Here is a 17,085-nt window from a genome sequence, read left to right as displayed (position 1 = left end):
TGATTTATTTCGGCGTTTCTATGTATTTAATCGGCGTTAACGGCTTGGTTGCCCGGCTTAGGAAAAGCATGGCAAAGGCCGTATCCTGGGCGTTGTTATTCCAATCGCCGCTCTCCCGCTGTTCTATCAAAAGGTAACGAGCGCCTGATTGATACCAGTTATGCTCGCCGAATGTTTCCGTATCTGAAAGCACCCCGGCGCGCTGAAGCCCGTAGATATAATAATAATGCCAGGTGGTCGGCGCTCCGGCCATGCAGGGGTTTTCCAGGACAGTGAAGTTTTTGTCCAGCCAATCAACAGATTTTTTGATGGCCGGGTCGTCCTTGAGTTTTTTATTCTGGTAGTATTTTGATATGGCCAATCCGCCCAATCCGCCGGCGGTCATGCTGCCGTAACTGCTGCCAATCGTATAACACCATCCGCCGTCGCCGCTTTGGGTGCGGAGCAGGTGTTTTTCGGCATCGGCCCAGACCTCTTGCGGGATATCGATATCGGCTTCGGCGCAGGCCCTTAAGCCCAGAAGGGCGTATTGGGTATTTGAATTATCGTAAGCCGCATCTTTGCGCCGGTAGGCTACTTTCACGCGTATTTTTTTTACCGATAAGGTTGAATTGTTCGGTTTATCTTTACCGGTAATTACCGGTTTCAAAGCATCGGAAGTGACAGTCTGCGTGATGGTTGAATCGTCTATAGTTGCGCCGTAGGTCCAGTTTCCGCTGTAAGATTGATTGGCCATCAGGAAATGAGCGCACTGGGCGATGCGCGATTGGTATTTGCCCCTATCAATATATGCCAGCGCCATGGCCAGAATCGCCACATTATATGTTCTTTCCAGTTTTTTAGTCATAAAATTGTTTAGCGATGCTTCAATCATCGGATCGTTTATCGGAAGCCCGGAGTGCAGAAGAGCGTAAAAAGTCAACTCGTCGCTGATTTTTCCTTGAGATTGGGCTTGTTTGATAAGGAAATCCTTGCCACGATTGATTGCTGCGGCAATATCCGTTTGGGGAGTTTCTGGGGGGATTTGCCACCATTTTTGCCATTTCTTGGCGTCTATCCCGTATTTTTGGCCGGTAATCGTTTCCAAAGTCTGTCCTATCTTGTCTTTTATTATCTTGCGATTTTCATCCGGCAGGAGCTCTATCAGCAATGAAATTGATTTTACGTTTTTGATTTGGCTTAATACGGATAAAGCTGCCCAGGCGATGTCTTGATTCCTATCTGCCGACAAGTTGACCAGCGGAAAACAGGAAAGGTATCCCGGGAATTTAGACAGCGCGCTTATGATAGTCTTTTTTATCGCTGGGGATGATTCATCGTTCTTAGCCATTTCAGCCAGTATATTCGCCGCTTCGGCCTGATAATTGATAAATTGTCCTAATACCTGGATTAATTTTAGTTTGCCGGATTCGTTATTTACAAGCGAATAATCTTTGGTAAACCATTGCGCCGCATAATAATCAGTTGAGGTCATTTTGGTGATGCAGTCAAAAATGGCGTCAATAACGATTTGGTCATTTTCTGAATTTAATGTCTGGATTATTGTCTGTACCGCCTGGCGGCGATCCCGATCTTTATCAAAAAACCCCCAGAGAGGGTTTAATAATTGCACTGCTTTAACCCGTTCAGCCGGATTTTTAGACTGGTATTTGCTCCGGAAGGCAACATATTTATTTTCCCAGTCTGTTGAGCTTATTTTGGGTGGTGGCGGTGGTGGAGGCGGCTGAGGAGCCGGATCAGCCGCCAGGGCTTTATCCAGAATCGAAAAGATGATAAACAGTAAAAATAATACTTTTAAATTACTCATTGATTATGGTCATTACTTTTTAGACGATTGATGACCGCCTGAATCACCCAGTCTGGGGTAGAAGTTCCGGCTGTAATACCAATAGATTTGAATTTTTTGAGGTTTTTAAGAGGTAACTCTGTTTCATCCGCTACCTGGAAAGTTGGCACCTTTAGAGATCTTGATAGTGCTGCTAATCTGGATGTGTTGGCGCTTTTATGGTCGCCGACCACAACCATAGCTTCGACCCGTTTGCTTAATTCGACAACTTCTCTTTGGCGGCGGGTAGGCGCAGGGCAGATTGTGTTTAGAACTATGACATCGGAGCATCTATTTTTAACCACATCAATTATTTCCTGGTAAAGCTGCGGTTGGAAAGTGCTTTGCGCCAGAATACATATGGGTACTTGCAGGTTAATATCTTTTTTATTAAATAAACGAATAGTTTCTTTCTTAGAACTCACCACTACCGGGCGTGAATTTGGATTTACCGATTGCGCATAGCCAACCAGGCTGAATACTTCAGCATGTGCTTTATCACCGACAATAATCATATGGTAACCTTTACGGGCGTATTCCATTACCTGTTGTTGGGAATTCTTGACGTGAGGACAGGTGGCATCTATGACTTTATAGCCTTTCCCGGAAAGTTTTTCCTGAACGACTGGTGGTGCGCCATGCGCCCGAATTACAATAATAGGTCTTTTTGTTTTTTTTATTGGTTTCTCGGTGCGATTTGTTACCGGATTTACGCCTTTACTTCTCAACATTTGAACAACTTGTTCGTTATGAATAAGCGGTCCATATGTATAGACTGTATATTGAGGCGGGATTTTCAGGACTGAGTCAAGAGCTCGTTTTACACCCCAGCAGAATCCTGCAGTTTTAGCAAGTTTTATTCTCATAGCTTATTTGAAAAGCAACGGTAACGGTTTAAGCACCGCTTTTGGTTCTGTAAAGGGGCCTTCCACTTTAATGGTATAAATACCTTTTGTGAAAAGATTTGTAATATCTTTAAGGATTTTAATGTCGGGCAAGAACCATGGCGCGAACTGAGTATCAAACTGCAAATCCAGAGTCCCGTCTAATTTTATCGTGCCTGCTCCTTTGAGCGTGACTGATTTACTGGCGAATATTAATCGGGTGACATTAATTTTCCCGCCTTTCATGGAGAATTTAATTTCGCCTTCATGGAAAACTGATTTTTCTGACATAGTAAAAAGATTAAAAATGCTTAAAAATATCGGGACTTCCCAGAGCTGCGCGTCAATAATTGATGCCTGACCCTGGATAGAGATGGCTTCCTTTGAGATGTTGTTTCCCGCAATAATAAGTTCAGCTGATAGTTTGCCTGAGATATCGCTGGCTACCAAGGTTGTATCTCGGCCGATAGACCTGATATCAAGTCCGACCAAATTAATTTGTCCGTAATATTTATAAGAGCTGGCATTTTGTTTATTTGGTAATTCAACAGTTGTATAGCCTGAAATAGTCCCTCCGTAGGCGGAGCCGTTTATGTCATAAAAACTAAATCGGTTATTTTCCCTGAGAAATTGGATGGAAAGGTTTGAAAATTGCTTGCCTTCTATGCGTAAATGATTCATCTGTATGGATCCTGCTGTATGGCCTTTTTGGGAGTTAGCCTGTGACTGACCTTTTATCGTGATGGAGCCATTAATCTCATTTAATAACAAGCCAACTCTGAGGGCGCCATTGGATAATTTTATCTCAGCCTGATAATTTATCGTGTCACCGCTGAGATTAGGACTGGTTATATTAATGGACATATTGCTGTTGCCTGTAAGTTCCAAATCTTTAAGGAAACCGCAGATAGGTTCTGGAACTAACTCGAATAATTGAGGTGATAAATCTATCTGTGAGGCGGTGATAGACAATAAAAAAATAGGTTTTTCTTCCCCAGAGAAAGGGTTTATAATGATGCCATTAAAATTGAAAACGGTTTTATTATTGGCTGCTTTTAGGTTTTTTAAGAGAAGCACGGGCATTTCGCGGTATTTTGAATAATCTGCTTGCTTATTGTCTGGTTGTTTGCTCGTAATTTGTTCTGTCAGGGATGAATCATAGGTGTTTTTCTCCAGAATATCTTTTTTCAAAAGAGCCCGGGGAATATAATCAATTTTGCCTGTTAGTGACGACAGCGGATAAAAAGAAGGTTTTAATTTTATAGAGTTATTATTACATTCTATGGATAATTGAATATTGGTATTTTTATCTCCAGGTTGTTTGGACACTGTAACGTTAAGATTTATTAATCCTGCAGGCTGGTAAGTCATCCATAATTTTTCGGTATCGGGCAGGTATTTTTTTACAGCCTCTTTTAGGGCGTAATCGCTTGTTTGTATATCCTTAGCTTCAACGATTATTTGATAGGATTCATTGTCGGGCGCAAAGTGATAGTTGCCAACCAGATGAATATCTGATTTGTTTTCGTTATTAGTTCCGCTTCTTCTGACGGCATTCAATGATTTTATTTTAACCTCGGTGGCGGCGTTATTTTTGATGTTGATTCCGATGTCGGCATCAGAGTTGACAACAGTATAAGGAAAGAATGCCGGGGTGAATTCAACAGCCTTAAATAAGAACTCAAGACCATATTCCTCGGCTTTATTAGGGCCTTCCGCCCGAATAACCGTCCCCTTGATATCGATGTTCCCCCTGGTAATTGCTAGTTTATTCCATATTTCTTTAACGTTACTTGAGGTTGCCTGGAAAAGCTTGTTGTCCAGAATGATGTTATTGGCGTTTATATTTAAGGCGAATCCGGAGTTGATATCGTAACCGTTGACCTGCCCATCCAACTCTATAAGGCTGTTGTTTTTAGGGTCATAAGTGCTAAGTTTTTTTAGTTGAATGACAGACTCGGAAAATATTACTTGGCCTTTAATATTGGAGATTTTATAAGGAAAATTGCTGTATGTCATTTCCGTGTCCAAACAATCCATCTGAACCGTAAAATCGGATGATTTAGTGTTTAGATTATAAGTGTAATCAATATTAAGATTGACTTTCCCTTGAGCCTGATACCTTTTCCAGATATGCCGTAATTCATCAGACAGCTTATTTGACAGATTCTCATCTATCTTTAAGCCCAAACCGGACAGCTTTAAGCGAACTATGCCGGAATGGAAATCTATCTCCCCGTTAATCAGCCAATTTGCCGAAAAATATTCAGTTTCCCGGGCTTGAATGAGCTCCAGCTTGGATTCTCCTTCAATCAAGCAACGATTGACTCCTATCGGATATAATGAAATGTTAATATTGCTTAGTTTTGCCGAAGTCTCTTTGCTAAGTAAGCTAACATCTTTTATGTGAACAGTTCCGTTTATAACGGTAATTTGCGGCAAGTTCTTCCCTATGGAGCGGGCAGGGTCGGTGCCGTATGACAGTGGAGATGTGTTAGAGGATTCCAGGTTGTTAATAAGCTGCGAGATTAGTTTGTAATCCCAATTCAATTCCGGTTGCCTCAAAACTATTTCTGACAGGGTAAATTTGCCTTTAAGCAGTTTAAGCCTATCCGGTATTACCTTGATGCTTCTGGCGGAGAGCAGGGTGTTTTCGGTTGTCGGAGTGGAGGTGACCGAAAGTTTAAAGTTGGCCAGCTTTAATCCTCGCCATAAATTAAAATCTGTGGCACCGACGCTTATTTTGGCCCCGGTTACTTTCGCCACTGATTCCTTGATGCCGCCTATATTTATCAGAGAAGACGAGACAATCCTTAAATTTATGGCTATAATGGCAACCAGCAAGGCCAAGATGAAGACAAAAATCAAGAATTTTCTGGTGTTCATAGAAGATTAAAAACGGTAACTCCTTGAACCTGATTATATAAGGCTAATCCATGCTGTCTATAATTTTGTTAATTTTATAGATTAAAAATATATATTTTATCTTGACAGGCGCGATTGATACTGCTATGAAATTAACGTAATTAAGAGGAGGCAGATTATGAAGAAATTGCTATTAATCGGGTTGCTCGTTATGATTTTGAGTGGTTGCATATCTTTTAATACTCAATGGGACCCGTCCATCAAAGATGATTTCTCTCACGAGAAGTCTCATTTTCGGGCGCTCTGGCAGGATATGGCCTATATCCATAAATTCATTGATCGGCATGTATTCAACCTTGAGGAAGGCGATCCCACTCGTTATTAACAGGGTCGGGACGGAAGCCTGATATAACCAGGGTAATTTCCCCTTTAATATCCTTGTCTTTTATCTGTTCCGCTATTTCCGAAGTCAGTCCGTATTTTATCTCCTCGAAGAACTTAGTCATTTCGCGGCAAAGAGCCATCGGCCGGTTGCCGAGTATTTCCGAAATCTGAGCCAGCGTTTTATGTATTCGATGAGGCGCTTCGTATATTACAATGGACCGTTTTTCCTGGCGCAGTTGTTCCAGGTGTTTCTTGCGTTTGGATGGTTTAAGCGGCAGGAATCCCTCGAAAACAAATCCGGCTGTAGGCAAGCCGGAAACCGATAGGGCCGTTATCAGCGCGCTCGGGCCCGGAATCCCGATTACCCGGATGCCATTTTCGGCGCATAATTTCACCAGTTCGTATCCTGGGTCTGATATCAAAGGCGTGCCCGCATTGCTGACCAGGGCTATATTCTTGCCGGATAACATTAACTGGACCAGATGTTTGGAGCGATAATCCTTGTTATGCTCGAAATAGCTGAGCAGGCTTTTCTTGATTTGATAATGGGCCAGGAGTTTTGAGGTGACCCTGGTATCTTCGCAGGCGATAAAATCAACTTCCTTGAGTATTCGCAATGCCCGGAGAGTAATATCCTCAAGATTCCCTATGGGCGTCCCGACCAGATAGAGCACGCCGCTCATGACTTTTTGGCGATGGCCGAAGAAAGCCGGGATTTAAGGCGCGATGCCTTATTCCTGTGGATGACGCCCGAACCGGCCGCTTTGTCAACCAAACGCGTCAGGGTTTTAAACTCGGTCTTGATAAGGGCCGCTTCGCCTTTTTGGGATACCAGAAGCCTTAATTTCTTCATCTGGGTTTTGATATGGGTTTTTAATGACTTATTCCTGGCCGATTTCTTCAGGCTCTGCCGGACCCGTTTCCTTGCTGATAACGTATGCGCCATATGCTACTCCTTTTTAAGAACGGATTGTTATTTAGCAGTTGTGTTCATTTTCTGCTGAATCTGTTCTACTTTCTTCATTGTATCTTTATAGTTAATGTCAATCTCTAATATCTTCTTGAACTCTTCCAGCGCTTTGGGGATGTTTTGATTAGCTTCGTGGCTGGCCGCCAGATTATAATGGATATCCTTATTCTGTTCCGGCGTTAAGGACCCGGACTCAAGCGCTTTTTCGAACTGGGAAATCGCCATATCGTATATTTTTTTGGCCATGAAGCAGCGGCCGATGTAGATGAACGAATCAATCTTGCGCTTGGGGTCGCGCACCGAATTTTGGAACTCCGAGGTGGCCTCATCAATATTGCCGTTAGCGTATAACACCGCGCCTAAATGATAGCGCAGCGCCAAATCCGTCGGGTGGTCCTGAACCCGTTTCCGGTATTCCTCAATCTGGAACAGCCTTTTGTCCTGGCGGGCTTTCTGCAAGGCCTGTTTTACCGGCTGATTATTGGGGTCAGCCTGGAGCTTTTGCTGGATTTTCTTAATCTCGGCATCGAACATCAGTATTTTGATGTCGCCTATCTTTGTTTTAACCGTAGCGTCATTGGGGTTGAGTTTTCCCAATTTATTATAGGCGTCAATGGCTTCGGTGTATTTAAACTGCCGCTGGCAAAGCTCGGCTATTTTCTTATAGTGCTTGATGTTATCAAGGCTCTCCGGGTTTTCGGCAATCATTTTACTAATGCGCACCACTTCGCCGCTTATTTCGGAATCTTTGACAATCTGTGTTTCGCGCTCAAGCTGGATGGCCCCCTTCTTATCCTTGATAAGGTCGCGTGACGACTTGGCATCGGACCAGCCGCCTTCTTTTAATGTTGATAACGCCGCGATATCCTTTAGGGCTCTGGGCGCGTCCAGGTCGGAAGGATTAAGCGAAAGCACCGCCTGGAAATATTGCTGGGCTTTCCGTCCGTCCTTAACCTGGATATATAATTTCCCCAGTGACTTAAGCACATGCAGCTGCTTGGGCGCAATCATAGCCACGCCTTCAAATTCATTGATTGCGCTTTCCAGATAGTTCAGGTTCTGTAAAGCGTCGGCCAGTGCGGTCCTGACCCAAACGCTATACGGGTTCTTGCTTATGAAGTCTTCGGCGGCCGGGAGCAGTTTGACATTGTTTTTCATCGCCTTAAAAATGGTGACCTTCATGAATGGCACAAACGCGGAAATGACGGCGTTGACTGCCGAAGGGCGCAGGCCCTGGGATTCGCATTTCCTGATTTGCGAAGTTCTTAGGATATGGCGCGCTTTGGGATGCCCCGGTTCAAGTTCTACGATTTGCTTGGCCAGGTCCGCCGCATAATCGTAATTGCGCTTGTCGAACGCTTCCTGTGCCTTGGTAAACAGTTTTTCAGTATCTAACATTTCCTGTATCTTGTACTATTACAGGGCAAACTGTCAAGAAATTCTAGGGCAATATAGGTTTTATTTCTCTTTAGTTGCGGAGTAATCCTTGTAGTAGTGGTAATAATAGGTGGGGGAGATTTCGATTTCCGGCGAGATATGGTTAAGAATCAGCCCGTCGATTTTAATCTGGGCGGTGGTCAACTGTTCCTTGGCCCGAATCAGGGCCGCCTTGTCGGTGCGCCCGGCCCGGTAAACCATGGTGATGATATCGCTCTTCGGCCCGAGAATCATAGCGTCCGTTACCGGTAATACCGGCGGACAGTCCATTATTATGTAATTGTATTTTTCCTTCAGTTTATTAAGCAGGTTGTCCGCCTCAGCCGAGCCTAAAAGCTCCGCCGGATTCGGAACGCTTGCGCCGGAGGTCATTATGTTAAGGTTGTCTATGCCCGGTGTTTTAACGATGACATTCCAGTTCAGCCCGCCGATGAGCGCGTCGGTAATATTGCGGATGGCTTGGTCAGCCGTGGTTTTGCCCATCAAGACATCGCTCAGGCCCGGTTCTCTTTCCAATCCGAGCACCTTATGAATGACCGATTTGCGCATATCGGCGTCAACCAGCAAAACCATCTCGCCTTTCTGGGCCATGGATATGCTCAGGTTAAGCGCCGTGACGGTTTTGCCTTCTTCCGGCCCGGTGGAGGTGACGATGATTATTTGCCCCTTCTTACCGTTGCTGACAAACCCCTGGGCGCTGATAGCCTCGGTGGTGGTTGCCTGCGCGCCAGAGACCTCCTTAGCCCCGGTAATCCTTAGCAGATTGGTCCTCAGGGTTTTGTAAGATTCGGTAATCGGCGAGGTCGGGCTGTAATTGAAAATCAGCTGGGAACGGATGTCCAGCGAATGCTCGCTCATCTGTTTTTCCCCGATCATCTGGATGTCCTTAGGCGAGTTCTTTCGGCGGGGTGGCCCTAGCAACCACGAAAGCAGGTCGGTTTTCCCTTTCTTCTCGTGTCCCCGGTCAACCTGGGATAGGAATGGAATTACACCCAGAACGGGTATCTTCAAAAGCGATTCTATCTCTTCAATCGTGGCGATGGATGTATCCAGGTTCTCTATGATGAATCCCAGCACCACGCCGACCACCAGCCCCAGCATTATCCCGATAATCTGGTTCTTGGTTTTGTTGGGATAAACCGGAGCCTCCGGTATACTGGCTAAATTAACGATGCTCACGTCGGATGTTTTCTCCGCTTCATCCAGGTGCGCCCGTTCCAGCCTCTGTCTCAGGTCGGTATAGATGCCGTTATAAAGCACCGTTTCACGCGACAGCTGGGAATAGTTCAGTTCTTTCTCCGGATAGCGGGCCAGTTCTTTGCGGTATAATTCAATCAGGTTGTTGAGCTTGACGACTTCCGGGTGCTTGTCGGTGAACTTGCTCAACATCAGCTCGCGCTGCTTCTTGGCTTCCTCGAAATTAGCGTATATTGAATTAGCCCCGCCGGTCACGTCCGGGTTCTGCTCTTTGAAACGCCGCATATCTTCTTCGGTCTTGTCCAGCTTTTGCTTTGACTGGGCCAGCCGGTTCTCGATGGTCTGGCGCAACTGGGTTACGGTTTTGCTCTTTTCCACCAGGTTGAACTTCTTATAGCCTTCAGCCACGCCGTTGGCGATGTCACAGGCCTCTTTGCCCTGGCTGGAGCGGACCGAAATCTTGATTATATTGGTGTCTTTTTCAATGCTGGTGGTGACCGATTGTTGTATCCTGGAAATAATCTTCTGGGCCTCTTCGGTCGGCGTATCATCCTTGACATACCCCATTTCACGGGCCGTGATATCCATTACGCTCCAGCTCGAAGCCACCTTGGCCTGCGACAGCATCGTATCGCCGATGGGGTAGCTGACCAATTCGGTCAAGGTGGCCAGGAACGGTTTTTGCTCGGTATATTGGATGCTGGACGAGGCCTCGTAAACCGTGGGCAACAGGTATGAATACGTCAGCGTGCCTATGAAGATGATGATAAAAGCCGGGATGATGACCCATCGCCGCTTGCGGATAACCCGCCAGTAATCCTGCAGGCTCAGTTCGTATTGCGTTGCCATAATTGGTTAGTTTATAAAACTATAATAAAAGGTCAATATCTAGATGTTTATTCTTTTCCAGCGTCCGCCCTTGTAAACCAGGCTGAAGATAAACGAGCGGAACAGCCAGTCGACCGGCATAACCAGCCACACCCCGAGCAGACCCATATTGAACGTGACGGCCAGCAGGTAAGCCAGCGGCAGTCGGACCAGCCAGACGCCCATGACATTGACATAAAGGGTGCTTCTGGTATCGCCGGCGCCCCGGAGCACGCCCTGATGAATCATGGCATAGCCGATGATGGGTTGTTCTACGGCCGCGATAATCAGGCATAACGCGCCCAGTTCGCGGATATCCATATCCCCGGTGAACCCGCTGATGATAAACCTGCGGAAAATGATGAACAGAATCCCCATCGAACCCATGATGATGATGGTCAGCCGGAGCGATTCCTTGCGTATCAGCCCGGTCTTGCCCAGTTCCTTGGCGCCGAGCACCTGGCCGAACAACGCTCCCGCCGCCATGGACAATCCCATCGCCGGCATAAACGAAAACCCTTCTATCCGGAGCAGGATATGGTGCGTAGCCAGCGACACCGCCCCGAAGGTGGCCACAATCTTGAGAAATAACAGCGACCCGATATGCGCCAGAAACGGCTCCAGCGCCGCCGGCATGCTTATGCGCATTAGTGTGGTGAACATACCCTTAGTTATTTTAAGGAAGTGCGACGCCTTTATTTTTATATGTGCCTTGCCTATGAACAGCACCAACAGCATACAGACGCACTCGACGCTCCAGGCCGCGGCCGTGGCGATAGCCGCGCCCCTGATGCCCCATTCTGGGAATCCCAGTTTGCCGAAGATAAGCAGGTAATTGCCCAGCACATTGAGTAGGTTGGAAAATATGGTGATAATCAGCGCCGTCTTGGTGTCGCTGGCCGCCCGCAGGATGGCCGTGCCTATCAGGAAGACATAACTCATCACGAAGGCCGAAAGGGTGATGCTTAGGTAAGTGATTGCCTCTTGCCCCAGCTCCGAATTGATATCCAGGAAGAACCCGGTCATAACCCGCGCTCCGAATGCTCCACCCAGCGAAACCAGTCCGCCCAATGCCAGTCCGACCATCAAGGCCATAGACGCGTTGATATTGGCCTTTTCTTTATTGCCCTCGCCGATAGCTCGGGATACCATAGCCGTAGCTGTGATGGGAATGCACATCAGTACCAGCCGGACCATCAGGTTAATCGGAGTGCCGATGCCGGTGGCCGCCAGCGAAGTGGTTTTGTAATGGCCTAGCATGATGGTATCGACAATCAGCGTCATTATCATCAGCGTGTTCTGGAGCATTATCGGCCAGGCAAGCTTGAATACCTCCTTGCGCACCAAGATGGAGTCGATGGGTTTTGGTTGGCCTAACTCAGTCATATCAAAATTAATGGGACGTACTTGGGCTGTTGGAGCAAAGCGACTTACAGCCCAGTATACCTGGCAGTAATTCTGATGCCAAAGGCGTCATCAAACTGCCAGCGTGCTGATTTTAGCAGATTAACGCCGATAGTTTGGTTGTCAGAACCTGCCTGCCAGCAGGCAGGTTTATCTAATTAATATAATCTGTGGCTTAAAATAATATCGTCAATTTCCGCGCCCTCCACGCATTAAATCTTGTGTAAACACCTGCCTGCTGTGTTTGGCCGTCAGCCGGGCGATTTGGCTCTTGGGGTAATTCTTGACAACTGACTATGCAGTTCTATTATGTCATATAATGAGATATGTTAGTCAGATAGCCCGCAAGAGCGATAGGGCCGATAATAAAGAAAGTATTCTGGCATGAGCCGCAAGTTTTTACTGTGTTACTTCGAGACCACCCGCCGGTGCAATCTTGATTGTCCCCATTGCATGACCCGGGCCGACCGGCCGCAAACCGAGCCGGAGCTGACCACCGAGGAGGCCAAGCGCCTGGTCCTGGACGAGGTCAAAAAGGCCTGCCCCAACGGCGCCGTGGCTTTCTCGGGCGGGGAGTTCCTGCTCCGGAAAGACGCCCTGGAGCTCCTCAGCTATAACGCCAAACTGGGCCTCTATTCCTTCGTCAACACCAACGGCAAATTCCTCAACCGCGACCTGCTCAAGGCCATAAAGAAGGCCACCAATAACAAGGTCACCTTGGGATTATCGCTCGACTCCATCGACGACGGTATCCACCGGCAGACCCGGAGCGACAAGCCGTCCGAGACGCTGGAGCTGATAAAGCTGTGCGACCGGGAAAAGGTCGGTTACTTCTTCCTGGTAACCGTAACCAAGGCCAACCTGTCCGGTCTGGCCGAGACTATGGACTTCCTCAAGTCGCGCCGGATACCCATCATCCGCTCGCCCTTCGTGCCGCGCGGCGCCGGCAAAAGCGTCAATCATCTGGCTTTCGACCGCAACGATATGGCCAAAATCATCCATCCGGCACTGAAGGACAACTATCTCGGCTACGTCAGCTTTACCCCGTTCTTTGCCGCGCCCGAGTTCATGGTTAAGACCTGGCGCGAACTGGATATCCCCATCGCTAACCTAGGTTGCCAGGCCGGCCGCGGGTTCATCGGCATCTCGGCCGAAGGTAGCGTTGCGCCCTGCGTACATCTGCTCGACAGCGCGATTGACTGCGGTAATGTCCGGCGCAAACCGCTGTCCGAACTGCTCCGGACCGACCCGATCCTGTCCAGCCTGCAGGACGGCAGCCGGCTCAAGGGCAAATGCGGGCGTTGCCGCTACAAACACACCTGCGGCGGATGCCGGGCTCTGGCTTATTACGGCACCGGCGATTACCTGGCCGAAGACCCCACCTGCTTCTTCGAACCGCAGGACGAGAGCACCGTCTCCGAATACGAGGAAACATATAACCAAAATGTCTCTAAATTTCTCGATTTCGTCATTTACCACAAGCCCTGGAACCAGATATTCCGGCCGTTATCCGTATGGTCGCGCCTGAAGATACTGTCCAAGATTATCGCCGGGAAATAGGAGCCCATGAAGATACTGCTTATCAAGCCCCGCTGGTTTGTCAAAGGCGGGGTTTATCGTTATTTGGAAAAGATAAAATTCGCCCCGCTCCATATCGCCGTCATCGCCGCGCTCTCCGAAGGGCACGACGTCAAGCTGGTTGATAACGACTGGGAAGACATTCCCTACCAAGAACGGTTTGACCTGGTCGGTATCACCGCCACCACCTTTACCTCGGAGCGGGTCTACCAGATTGCCCGGCACTTCCGCCGGCAGGGCAGCAAGGTGGTGCTGGGCGGCGTTCATCCGACCCTCTTGCCCGACGAATGCCTCAAGCACGCCGATGCCGTAGTGGTCGGCGAGGCCGAATACGTCTGGTCCGAACTCTTGAAAGATATGGCCGCCGGCCGGCTGAAAAAGGTCTACCACAACCCGACGCCGGTGGATATGGATCACGTGCCTTTCCCACGGCGCGATTTATTGAACGAAGACTACCGCGTCGCCACCATCCAGGCCACCCGCGGCTGTCCCAACACCTGCAACTTCTGCTACCTGGCCAGTATGCCCTGGGCGGCTTACCGCAAGCGCGACATCAACCTGGTTTACGAAGAACTCAAACAACTCAAACAGAAGGTGTTTTTCTTCGTGGATGACAACCTCTTCGGCGACGAAGAATACGTCATCAAGCTGTGCGAGCGCATTGCGCCGCTCAAAAAGGCCTGGTCAGTTCAGGCGCCTATGAACATCGCCAATAATGAGCGGATGCTCAGCAAGATGAAGCAAGCCGGCTGTTTCAATGTCCAGATAGGCTTCCAGACCGTTAACCCCTCGTCCCTGGAATGGGCATCCATCAGGCAGAACAAGGTCGAAAAATACAGGTCCGTGGTCAATAAACTGCACCGGCACAACATCCTGGTGGTCGGGTTCTTTATCTTCGGGTTCGACTACGACGACAAGCGCATATTCGACCGGACGCTCGGCATCATCAAACAGCTGGACTTGGACGACGCCCATCTTTACATCCTGACGCCGTATCCGGGCACAAAGTTATACGATAAGTTTAAGCAGGAAGGCCGCCTGCTGGCCGGTAAGGACCGCACACACTACGGCTGGGTCAGCGCCGTTTATCAGCCCAAGCTGATGAGTCCCGGCGAACTCGAGCGCGGCGTCCAGCAGATGTACCAAAAACTCTACAGCCATATGCGGGCCAGGGCGCCGTTCAAGATGTTCCGGCGGCTGGGGCTGTTCCTGCGCAATCCCCGGCTCCTGAAATTGGTCATCGAAGGCACCTTGCAGGACAGCGATATCTCCAAACAGGTCGTGCCCGACGACTTAAGCTAATTGAATACGGTGTCAGCGAAACCTGAGGTTTCCTCGTATTAAATTAGGAGAAATCGGCTTAATAACGCGTCTTAAATATCTTGACTTGCCCGGTTTTTCCGGCCATAATCCGCTAAATTATATTAACTTTCCCGACGGAATAGTCGGGATAAGACCCAGTAACGGTTTTCGCCGATGTTCATCAGCGAATCCCTAACTGGCTCTAAAGGAAGGTTATATTATGAACCCGATGAAAGATATGTTCCTGTTCCTGTCCCGGCAGACCCTGCTCCAGAAAATGCTCTCCACTTCCGGCCCGTTCAAGATTATTTCCAAGCGCTTCATCTGCGGCGAGACGCTCGAAGAAGGCACCAAGGGCATCTGCCACCTCAACGATAGCGGTATCAGCGTCACGCTCGACCATCTGGGCGAAAGCGTTTTCCTGGAATCCGAATCGCTGGTGGCCGTCAAGGAATATATCGAAATGCTCGACTGCATCAACCAGAAAAAACTCAACGCCACCGTCTCACTCAAGCTCACCCAGATGGGCCTGGATATCAAGGAAGAGCTTTGCCTGGCGAACCTGCGCCGGATAATGCAGAAGGCCCAGCTCCACAAGAACAAGGTTACTATAGACATGGAATCGTCCGACTATACCGACATTACCATCAAGATATACAAACGGATGCTTCAGGAAGGGTTCAACAACGCCGGTATCGTCATCCAGTCCTACCTCAGGCGCACCGAAGACGACATCCGCAATATGCTGTCCTTCGGGCCAAGGGTGCGGCTGTGCAAAGGCGCCTACAAAGAACCCAAGGCCGTGGCCTTTCCCAAAAAGTCCGACGTTGATAAGAACTACATCAAGATGCTGGAAATAATGTTCGAAAAGCCGTCTCTGGACAAAGGCACCTATCCCGAAATCGCCACCCACGACGAAAAGATAATCAACTGGGTCCTGGAACACGCCAAAAAGAATAACATCCCCAACGACAAGTTCGAATTCCAGATGCTCTACGGCATCCGGCGCGACCTGCAGGACAAGCTCAACCAGCAGGGCTACCGGATGAGGGTCTACGTCCCGTACGGCACGCACTGGTATCCCTATTTCATGCGCCGCCTGGCCGAACGCCCGGCCAACCTGGTCTTCATTATGAAGAGCATGCTCTATAGGTGAACTGCGCTTGGCAGGTGAGTGTCAGTGGACAGCTTGGGAATAGCCGGTTGTAAAAAGGCGTGTCCACCCCGCGAGTACTTTGTCCATATCCAGACATAATTTTCCACCCTGATTTTTATTGACCTGTAATCCCATTTATAGTATTAAGTAATACTTAACACGGTATTTTAAAAGGCGGCTTATGGATGATATGCAATGCACAACCGGCGTAAAAGAGCTTGATAATTTTATCGGCGGCGTGAAATTGGGCGATAACCTGGTCTGGGAAATAGATTCCGGCGTGCCGGTCCAGTTTTTCGTTTCCAATTATTTGCAAGACTCGACCAAGGGAACGTCCAAAGCCGTTTTCGTTAGTTTTAATGCTTCGCCACAGACCGTCCTCGACCGGTTAGGGAAGCTTAAGTCATTGAAAAACCTGGTTCTGGTAGATTGTTTTACGTCAGGCAAGGGCAATGACGAAGCTATATTTTCCAGGTTCTATAAATCGGCGTGGAAAAAATATGATGCCAGGGTCATTCATGTAAAAGATCCTTCTGACCCGGAAAAACTGAGGAAAGTCATTAATGAATTCGTCCTGGAAAATAATCCCTGCGGCCGTTATGTCTTTGACAGCCTGACCGGCATGCTCGAGTTATGGGGAAACGAAAGCAGCGTTCTGAAATTCTTTACCCGTTCCTGCCCGTGCCTTTATGATTTAAAGGCTTTGGCCTACTGGCTCCTGGAAACCAGGGCTCACTCGGAAACGTTTCTGGCTAATATCAAGCACATCACCCAGGTAATAATAGAATTGGATATCGATGCGGGGCAAAACACCTTGACTATCCATAAGGCATATGATCGGACCAGCCCCGGGATAGGCGTGCCCCGTTATTTCATGATTGAAAACGATTTGTTGAAGTTCGGACCCAAGGTTGAAAGGTTGCCCAGGCAGTTAAAAGGCGAAAAGCTGCTGGAGCAAATCGGTAATAAGATTAAGACCGAAAGGATTAAACTTAATTTATCCCAGGGGGAATTGGCTAAACGGGTCGATTTGACCACCAGCGCCATTTCCCAGATTGAATCCGGCTTGTTCATTCCGTCGCTCAACGTTCTGCTCAGGATTATGGATAACCTGGGAATGAAGATTGACGACCTTTTGATTCCTTATAGGTAGGCGTATCAAACGCCTCTCCCCTGATTCCTTGCCCTGATATTTCATCCAAGCATGCCATTCGCG

General features: G+C 48.1%; 14 protein-coding genes. 6 read left to right on the top strand and 8 right to left on the bottom strand.

The genetic code is table 11. The features are described from left to right. Window positions 1-4: 4 nt before the first annotated feature. The 3 genes from WC980_09505 to WC980_09495 are packed head-to-tail and all read right to left on the bottom strand — an operon-like array spanning window position 5 to window position 5,259. The gene (locus tag WC980_09505) at window positions 5-1,807 is read right to left on the bottom strand and encodes a hypothetical protein (protein ID MFA5795280.1); all 1,803 of its coding nucleotides are present in this window, start codon (window positions 1,805-1,807) and stop codon (window positions 5-7) included. Beyond that, on the bottom strand, window positions 1,804-2,691 hold the full coding sequence (gene ispH, locus WC980_09500; GenBank protein MFA5795279.1) for a 4-hydroxy-3-methylbut-2-enyl diphosphate reductase: 888 nt from the start codon (window positions 2,689-2,691) through the stop codon (window positions 1,804-1,806). Before ispH ends, WC980_09505 begins: the two co-directional genes overlap by 4 nt. 3 nt (window positions 2,692-2,694) lie before the next feature. Then, window positions 2,695-5,259 (bottom strand): hypothetical protein, encoded by a 2,565-nt coding sequence (locus WC980_09495; protein MFA5795278.1) that lies wholly within the window; start codon window positions 5,257-5,259, stop codon window positions 2,695-2,697. Window positions 5,260-5,434: 175 nt separating this feature from the next. Between WC980_09495 and WC980_09490 the strand changes: the two genes are divergently transcribed. Both WC980_09490 and WC980_09485 read left to right on the top strand, forming a co-directional pair. Further along, window positions 5,435-5,605 (top strand): hypothetical protein, encoded by a 171-nt coding sequence (locus tag WC980_09490; protein ID MFA5795277.1) that lies wholly within the window; start codon window positions 5,435-5,437, stop codon window positions 5,603-5,605. A 147-nt stretch (window positions 5,606-5,752) separates the two neighbouring features. Continuing rightward, window positions 5,753-5,959, top strand: a complete 207-nt coding sequence (locus WC980_09485; GenBank protein MFA5795276.1) for a hypothetical protein — start codon at window positions 5,753-5,755, stop codon at window positions 5,957-5,959. Here WC980_09485 and rsmI read toward each other — a convergent pair. From rsmI to WC980_09460, 5 genes are read right to left on the bottom strand one after another with little or no spacing between them, the layout of a single operon-like run. Beyond that, entirely contained in the window at window positions 5,925-6,641 is a 717-nt protein-coding gene (gene rsmI, locus WC980_09480; GenBank protein ID MFA5795275.1) for a 16S rRNA (cytidine(1402)-2'-O)-methyltransferase, read from the bottom strand. The two genes, WC980_09485 and rsmI, sit on opposite strands and share 35 nt — an antisense overlap. Beyond that, window positions 6,638-6,904 (bottom strand): 30S ribosomal protein S20, encoded by a 267-nt coding sequence (gene rpsT, locus WC980_09475; GenBank protein MFA5795274.1) that lies wholly within the window; start codon window positions 6,902-6,904, stop codon window positions 6,638-6,640. The genes rsmI and rpsT overlap by 4 nt, the downstream gene beginning before the upstream one ends. Before the next feature lie 27 nt (window positions 6,905-6,931). After that, window positions 6,932-8,326 (bottom strand): tetratricopeptide repeat protein, encoded by a 1,395-nt coding sequence (locus WC980_09470; GenBank protein MFA5795273.1) that lies wholly within the window; start codon window positions 8,324-8,326, stop codon window positions 6,932-6,934. Between the two features lie 60 nt (window positions 8,327-8,386). Next, window positions 8,387-10,411 carry a polysaccharide biosynthesis tyrosine autokinase gene (locus WC980_09465; GenBank protein MFA5795272.1) on the bottom strand — a complete coding sequence of 675 codons (2,025 nt, stop codon included), beginning with the start codon at window positions 10,409-10,411 and terminating at the stop codon, window positions 8,387-8,389. 39 nt (window positions 10,412-10,450) lie between these two features. After that, window positions 10,451-11,815 (bottom strand): MATE family efflux transporter, encoded by a 1,365-nt coding sequence (locus WC980_09460; GenBank protein ID MFA5795271.1) that lies wholly within the window; start codon window positions 11,813-11,815, stop codon window positions 10,451-10,453. A gap of 402 nt (window positions 11,816-12,217) precedes the next feature. On the opposite strand from WC980_09460, the gene WC980_09455 reads away from it, so the two are divergent. The 4 genes from WC980_09455 to WC980_09440 all read left to right on the top strand — a co-directional run bounded on the left by WC980_09455 (window position 12,218) and on the right by WC980_09440 (window position 17,022). Continuing rightward, window positions 12,218-13,393 carry a radical SAM protein gene (locus WC980_09455; GenBank protein MFA5795270.1) on the top strand — a complete coding sequence of 392 codons (1,176 nt, stop codon included), beginning with the start codon at window positions 12,218-12,220 and terminating at the stop codon, window positions 13,391-13,393. A 6-nt stretch (window positions 13,394-13,399) separates the two neighbouring features. Beyond that, window positions 13,400-14,713: a radical SAM protein gene (locus tag WC980_09450; GenBank protein MFA5795269.1), complete on the top strand. Its 1,314-nt coding sequence runs from the start codon at window positions 13,400-13,402 to the stop codon at window positions 14,711-14,713. A 220-nt stretch (window positions 14,714-14,933) separates the two neighbouring features. Continuing rightward, window positions 14,934-15,869, top strand: a complete 936-nt coding sequence (locus tag WC980_09445; protein ID MFA5795268.1) for a proline dehydrogenase family protein — start codon at window positions 14,934-14,936, stop codon at window positions 15,867-15,869. 181 nt (window positions 15,870-16,050) lie between these two features. Next, window positions 16,051-17,022 (top strand): helix-turn-helix domain-containing protein, encoded by a 972-nt coding sequence (locus WC980_09440; GenBank protein ID MFA5795267.1) that lies wholly within the window; start codon window positions 16,051-16,053, stop codon window positions 17,020-17,022. Window positions 17,023-17,085 lie beyond the last annotated feature (63 nt).

This window comes from Candidatus Brocadiia bacterium (genome assembly GCA_041658285.1).
GTDB lineage: Bacteria > Planctomycetota > MHYJ01 > JACQXL01 > JACQXL01 > JBBAAP01.
The sequence above is the reverse complement of the archived record's forward strand: the minus strand, read 5'-3'. Positions and strand labels throughout refer to the sequence as shown.